Source organism: uncultured Faecalicoccus sp. (genome assembly GCF_944325745.1).
Lineage (GTDB): Bacteria > Bacillota_I > Bacilli_A > Erysipelotrichales > Erysipelotrichaceae > Faecalicoccus.
Genome location: NZ_CALVBG010000106.1, coordinates 1 through 6,831 on the forward strand (window position 1 = coordinate 1; position 6,831 = coordinate 6,831).

The 6,831-nt window shown below is 34.3% G+C and carries 7 protein-coding genes, 1 tRNA gene and 1 pseudogene; 2 read left to right on the top strand and 7 right to left on the bottom strand.

Annotated features, from left to right (window positions below):
• The 3 genes and pseudogenes from Q0J48_RS07460 to Q0J48_RS07230 form a co-directional block, all read right to left on the bottom strand.
• A pseudogene (locus Q0J48_RS07460) lies at positions 1-122 on the bottom strand (nucleotidyltransferase); the annotation flags it as partial.
• A gap of 229 nt (positions 123-351) precedes the next feature.
• Positions 352-1,035: a hypothetical protein gene (locus Q0J48_RS07225; protein ID WP_296242812.1), complete on the bottom strand. Its 684-nt coding sequence runs from the start codon at positions 1,033-1,035 to the stop codon at positions 352-354.
• Between the two features lie 22 nt (positions 1,036-1,057).
• On the bottom strand, positions 1,058-2,281 hold the full coding sequence (locus Q0J48_RS07230) for a DUF4116 domain-containing protein (protein ID WP_296242813.1): 1,224 nt from the start codon (positions 2,279-2,281) through the stop codon (positions 1,058-1,060).
• Between the two features lie 120 nt (positions 2,282-2,401).
• Between Q0J48_RS07230 and Q0J48_RS07235 the strand changes: the two genes are divergently transcribed.
• Positions 2,402-3,379: a WYL domain-containing protein gene (locus tag Q0J48_RS07235; RefSeq protein ID WP_296242814.1), complete on the top strand. Its 978-nt coding sequence runs from the start codon at positions 2,402-2,404 to the stop codon at positions 3,377-3,379.
• A gap of 2 nt (positions 3,380-3,381) precedes the next feature.
• A complete protein-coding gene (locus Q0J48_RS07240; RefSeq protein WP_296242815.1) occupies positions 3,382-4,494 on the top strand; it encodes a hypothetical protein in 1,113 nt (370 codons plus the stop codon).
• A gap of 197 nt (positions 4,495-4,691) precedes the next feature.
• Here the strand turns inward: Q0J48_RS07240 and Q0J48_RS07245 are convergent.
• From Q0J48_RS07245 to Q0J48_RS07260, 4 genes are all read right to left on the bottom strand, one after another.
• Positions 4,692-4,767, bottom strand: a tRNA-Lys gene (locus Q0J48_RS07245).
• A gap of 132 nt (positions 4,768-4,899) precedes the next feature.
• Entirely contained in the window at positions 4,900-5,379 is a 480-nt protein-coding gene (locus tag Q0J48_RS07250; RefSeq protein WP_296242816.1) for a dihydrofolate reductase, read from the bottom strand.
• Positions 5,380-5,388: 9 nt separating this feature from the next.
• Positions 5,389-6,261, bottom strand: coding sequence for a thymidylate synthase (gene thyA / locus Q0J48_RS07255; RefSeq protein ID WP_296242817.1), 873 nt, complete (start codon positions 6,259-6,261; stop codon positions 5,389-5,391).
• 11 nt (positions 6,262-6,272) lie between these two features.
• Positions 6,273-6,831, bottom strand: a 559-nt coding sequence (locus Q0J48_RS07260) for an HAD hydrolase family protein (RefSeq protein ID WP_296242818.1), incomplete at its 5' end; no start/stop codon positions are given.

The following is a 6,831-nucleotide window of genomic DNA, read 5'->3' on the forward strand; positions in this document are numbered from 1 at the left end:
TCATGGATCGAATAATCCATAATGATCTCATCATGAAGCCCTACGGGTTCCAGTTGTTTGATTCCTCCGCCAAATCGGCTTCCAATTCCAGCGGCCATAATCACAAGCGTCGTATTTCTCATAAAATCCATTCCTTTCAAAATAGTCTTAAACACATTAAAAAAGCAGATATCACTGCTTTTTGATTCTATCACGTCCAATTATAAAAATCATTATAATTATAGATATATCTTTATTCTTTCAAAAGAGCACCCTTTTCTACGTAATTCAACTTTTGAATCATTAAATAGAACAACTTCTTTTCTCCGTACATAATGATATTATTCTTTGAAAACTCCTCCTATCTATACATTAAGCCTTATTTGACATTTGAATATGTTCTTGAATAGCTTTTGCTGCATTATTTATTCTCTCTTTCACTTCTGGTAAAGCATAATGAGCAAAGAAGAAATACACATTATCTAAAGAGTATGGATCATTTTTGTTTTTGAACACGACGATACAATCCAAAGGTCTGTTTCGGCCGGTTGATAATTTAACAGATTCATAATCTTTATATTCATACCTTATAGTCCCTTGCGGAATCATTTTTGAAAGCGTATTTGAGTTGAATCCATCAACTTTTAAATCTTTTTGTAACATTCCAGAAACTGTATCCATTAACGTTTTTCTAAAAAAATCATCAGTCTTTATTTCAAAATGATCCTTATAAATAAACATCTGTTGCGAAACTCCGTAAACAGATTGAATAAAACCAAGATCTATATAATCATCAAACAAACGAACTAAATTCATTGTTACTTGTTTGGGAAATCTCAACTCTTGAGAAACTTTTTCTACATCATCTCTCATCATTTTCAGCTCATCAACAGAAGAAAAGATAAATTTTTTCCATCGGTTAAATTTCAACTGAGTAATACATCTCTGACAAAATGTCATACCGTTAATTTTCGTAGTATTTAAAACAAGTCTATGGCATCCGCCACACATAACCATGTCGTCAATGTTCATTGTTCTATCATCCTTTTCATTCATTATAAAGAATAGATCTCCAGAGTTAATTTGAAGATTTTGATAATAAATCGCCATGAACAAAATACTGAATCGCATCTGGATCCAATTGAGCTACAGCTTCTAAGAAATTTTTATTCTCTGTACACATTAATTTCTTACTCACTCGAAAACATACTCGACTAGTAAAACACGTTAAGTATGTCAATATAAAGATAGGTGACTCCAGAAGCGTCTCACTGCAGTAATACAAAATTTCGTCAAAGAATAATCGAGCAGACAATACAAACTCGCGATCATTCAAGAGATCTTCTGGAACAAATTTTATCATTTTATGATTAGCTCGAATTGTCTCGAGCCAGAAAGTAATATTATTCGCAAATTTTCGACTATAGACCAAAGCAGGAATTTCTTTTTTTGCACAATCAATATAAAACTGAAAAGAAGGTCTTGTCACGCTAGAGATATAATGATCGATAGAATGAATCAACAATTCTGTCTTTTTGCCTCTATTCTTAATGGAAAAATCCACCATCTGAAGGATATATGGCTTTAACCAATTTTCCTGATCATTGTAACTTTTATTTTCTAGATCAATCAATGCACTATATGTAAGAAATTCATATTCATCTTCATCTAGAATATGTGCTAGAGGAATATAATCCTCATCCGATAAAATATGAAATTGAGTCTTTAACAATTCTTTCAACGTTTCATTTGGTGTTTTCTTCATCAATTGATAATGCATATGAGGAAACGGAAGATAATATTTTTTTAAAACTTCATTCCCTTCATCCGTTAATAAAAGATATTCAACATTGTCCTGATAATAATGGAATTTAAAAATATCACTCTTTTCCAAATATTGTTCTAAATCAGAAGGAAACATACTTTGGTCAACGTAACAATGATATTCTTGAACCAAGTGAATGATAAACCCGTCCATAGAAAGAATTTCTTTAACTTCATCATCTCCATACAATAACAATGCTTTCAACATATATCGATCAACACTGCACGCATATTCTATAATTTCTACGTTGTGTAAAAATTGAACATTCGTAAAAAGTAAGTATGGATATTCCTGAATTATTTCCTTCACATATTTATCATGAATAAAAATAATATCTCTATCATATAAATGAGTAATTGTGCTCACTAAATCAAAAGGAATATATTCTAATCGATTATTTTCGGATTCACAAAACATTTGAAATTTAGAAAATTCTTTAAAGTATTCTCCTTTAAAACTGGATGTAAGATCTAACATAGTGGTTTCTCCTTTTCTAACTGAATTATAGTAGACGTGATGCACCAAAATTGTCTCATAAAATATATTAAAGCTATCCCTATACATCTTTATCATCTATACTAAAAGTAAGGAGTCTTTATGAACACTAAAAAGAAATTATTGCCCATTTATATTTTGAAAATTCTTCACAAATATTCTGCTGAAAACCACAAATTGACACAAAGTGAAATTATCTCTTATCTTCAAAATGAATATGACTTGATTGTTGAAAGAAAAGCCGTTTCCAGAAATCTTTCCATTCTTGAACAGTCTGGATATGATATCATCACCACTAAAAACGGAACCTATCTAAATGAACGAGAATTTACAACGAGTGAATTGCAGTTGTTGATTGATGGAATCATGTCTAGTCGCTATATCAATGAACCACATTCTCGCGAGTTAGTTGAAAAACTATCCAAATTATCAAGCAAATATTTCATACCTCATATCAAGAATATCTATGCGCTCAAAGATTTCAGTAAGACAGATAATCTAGAATTGTTTTTGAATATTGAGATAATCGATGAAGCTATTGATCAAGAGAAAATAATTTCTGTTACATACAATAAATACGGTCTAGACAAAAAGATGCATCCATCCTCTACAATGATCCTTAGCCCTTATCAGTTTATAATCCATAATCAACGATATTTTCTCATGGCCTATAATGAGAAATATCAAAACATGGGATTCTATCGTCTAGATCATATAACAAACACAGCGATTAAAAATAAACGAAGAACTGATATTCATTCCATCCCAGGATATACTCATGGGATCAATTATAAAGACCTTGCCCAATCAAGACCCTATATGTTCTCTGACAAAACCATACAAGTTCGTTTCTTAACCGAAGAGTGGATGGTTGATCAGATCATTGATTGGTTTGGAAAAGAAATACAGATCCAAAAAAAGGAGGATAAAATCTATGTCACATTAAACGTTAGCCCTGAGGCAATGGAATATTGGGCTATGCAATATGCGAGCTTTATTGAAGTAATTGCACCACAATCATTAAGAAACAAAATTAAAAATAATTTAAAAGATGCTCTAAAAAAATATGAGGAGGTATAAACATGACGAATATAGACTTGGAAAAGATCTTTGAATCTGATGATTTTAAAACATGTGAAAATGAATTAAAAAAAAGTGAGATTAGATCCTATCGCAATTCTGATCCTGAGCCAGAAATTAAAGTAAATCGAGAGAAAATGAATAAGCTAAAAGAAGAGAGAGATTTTACTCAATTTAATTTCCCCGAAATAGACAAGTACAAAGAATTACCAAATGCAAATAATTGGGAAAAGTTTATTGCAAAATATGGATTAAATAAGAATAAATATAAAAATTTTTTCTCAGATAATTCGGAAAAGCTTCTAAATGTTTTAAGCGATTTTTATAAAGATCATCCATTTTTAACTCCTTTTGTAGGTGAAAAGTATGAGACCGTTCTAGATAAAAAAATTAAAGTTCTTTATGTAATGGAAAGTCATTATCTCCCTACATTTTCAAAAGTATACGAAGGATATGACAATGATGATAACAAACAGAAATGGTTATGGAAACACTGGTATGCATCCGATTGGGCAGAACAAATATCTCTCTATCGAGAAGATCTGGAATACATGTGGACTGAAAGTGTCATAAAATATAACATGCTTAATAACGGACACTTCATTAATATGTTCAAAAGAATGCTACTGCCTTTATATGATGCAATTAAAAATAACAACGTCATAGATAACCCTGCAAAAGGAATCGAAAGAATCAACAATGATGATATAAAAACGATAATTGAGGGCATTGCGTTTATGAACTATTATCTCCGCCCAGCTGAAGCTACAGGCAGTCATATCAATCCAGAACAAATAGACAATCTTTTCAGTTTCTTTAATCTATTACTTGTTTGGGAAAGTCTCGATAAACCGTATGTTGTCATTTGTTCTTCAAGAGCGGCAAATGCATTTGAATCATATGCCAAATATTTGCTAAAAGAAGAAATTTCTTTATCATTAAATGACAAGTTTGTTAGATGTAATCACCCTAGTTCTCTGTCCTGGTTCAAAGAGATTAAAGAAGATAATACAAACGTATGGTTTAATTCTAATGTAGGAAAACGAACTAGCTATGAAATTCAAAGAGAGTTTTATATGTCATGTCCAGATTTTCAAATAAATAAGAACCAATAGAAAAGATGACATCTATTAACTACAAAAAGCGTAAATCTAATTGAAGAGAATCTCAGAGTTTGAACACCAAACTAAGATGATTGTCTTATTTTTCTTACTCATAAAGTGTCGTAAACGTGTCGCAAGAAGATATAAAAAGAAAAGCTCTTGTTTAAAACCTTTATATAAAGGATGAACAAGAGCTTTCATAAACATCATGGTGGACCCCTGGGGATTCGAACCCCAGACCCACTGATTAAGAGTCAGTTGCTCTGCCAGCTGAGCTAGGGGTCCATGACTAAGCTTAGTTATATTAGCACAATTACAAACAAAGTGCAACCAAGATTTAAAAACAGAATAGATCAAAAATATATTTTTTTGCGTTCTCTTTCTTAAGACGATCCAATAGAAATAAAAGGAAGCTGTTTACTTCCTCTTATACTCAATATGGTGATAATGGACTCCTTCTTCTGTGATGTCAGTCAGGATGGTCTTGGTGTAATCCTCTTTGTTAAATGACGGAAAGAAGGCATCGGCATCATAAGCTTGATCGATTTCGGTTAAGAGTAACCGATAGGCACAAGGCAAGAATTCTTTATAGATCATGGCCCCGCCAATCACAAAGATCTCTTCTTTTGTATCTTGGTAGGCTTCAATAAAGTCATCTGGTGATTCGAAGATCTCTACTTCTTCTGGTAAATCAGGATGGCTTCTCGAAATCACGATATGATGACGGCCCGGCAACATGCCCGGCAAGGATTCAAATGTCTTCCGCCCCATGATAATGGTATGGCCTTTGGTCTGTTCTCGGAAGAATTTCATATCTTGCGGCAAATGCCAGAGCAGCTGATTGTCTTTTCCTAATTCATTGTTTTTGCCGATAGCGGCTATCATCGTCAATTTCATCGGATTCTCCTATTGTGCTAATGGGAATTGGATCTTTCCCATATGTTGATAGTTTTCTAGTTTGATATCTTTAAGATCCTTGGAATGATCAAAGGCATAAAAATCCTTGATCTCCGGATTGAGCCAAAGCGTAGGGGCCGGAAGACTGCCTTGAGTATGGTAGCGTTCCAGCTGTTCCTTGATTCCATCCACCTGATTCACATAGATATGTGCATCTTTGATCGACCAGTTGATCGTTCCTGGTTTTAGATCCGTAACCTGAGCCAGCATCATCAATAAAACAGCATACTGCGTCACATTAAAAGGAAGACCCAAAGGGACATCGCAGCTTCTTTGATGGACCCACAGATTCAGCTTGCCATTGGTGATATCCCATTCACTGGACCAGACACAGCTTGGTAAAACGGCTGTGTCTAAATAGTCATCCTGCCAAAGGGAGATGACTCTTCTTCGGTCATTGACATCATTTTTTAAAGAAGCGATCAGTTTATCCATCAATCCCATCTTTTTAACGATATAACCATAAGCGGTCCCGATTGTATGGGCAAAAGAAGGATCAAAATGCTTTAAGACCTTCCCTGTCTTTTCATCACACCAGTCTCCCGCTTCATTGATTTCCCATAGATCCCATATGTGTACATTTCTTTCCTGAAGCCAGCGTACATCATTCGATTGCGCCTGATAGATCCACAACATCTCCAAAACAGCTTGACGAATAAAAAGCTGTTTGGTTGTCAGAATCGGAAATTCTTCTTCCAAGTTCAACTCAAAATGAGCAGCCGGGATCTTGATAGTATCCACTCCCGTTCGGTTGGAGACTCTCGTTCCTTCCTCTAAGATCTTCTGACACAGCTCACAATAAATTGTATCCCATTGAGACATATGCATACCTCCTATAAAAGATTTTCATTCAAATAATTTCCGATGGCACTTTCATCATTCGTGTAAGGACTGATCACATCACAAATGGCCTTGACATCATCGGTCGCATTTTGAACACAGACACCGATGCCCGCCGTGGACAACATCGGTATGTCATTGGTCGCATTGCCAAAAGCCAAGATATGCTCCATCGCAACACCATAGTGCTGACACAGTTTTTTTAGTCCATAGCCCTTATTGATTCTAGGATCCGAAAATTCAAAACGGTTGGGATCCACTAAAAATCCCATACAATCCGGATCTTTAAAAGTGATCATTTTTTCTAGTACCTCCGGCATCCTGTTGGACTCAGCATAAAGCGTAACCTTATTAAAAGACTCCGTTAGGATCAAAGATTCCACATCTGCCAAGACCTCAGTCTCTAAAAAAGAATCTGCCTGATTTCTGGTACGCTGCGTAGACTTGGATACATAACGAACATCCCCTTGATAAAACTGCAGAATGCAGTTGACATTTTGAAAATGATGAAAGATCCGTTGCAGGACATCGCCCTTTAATTTATGATATTCT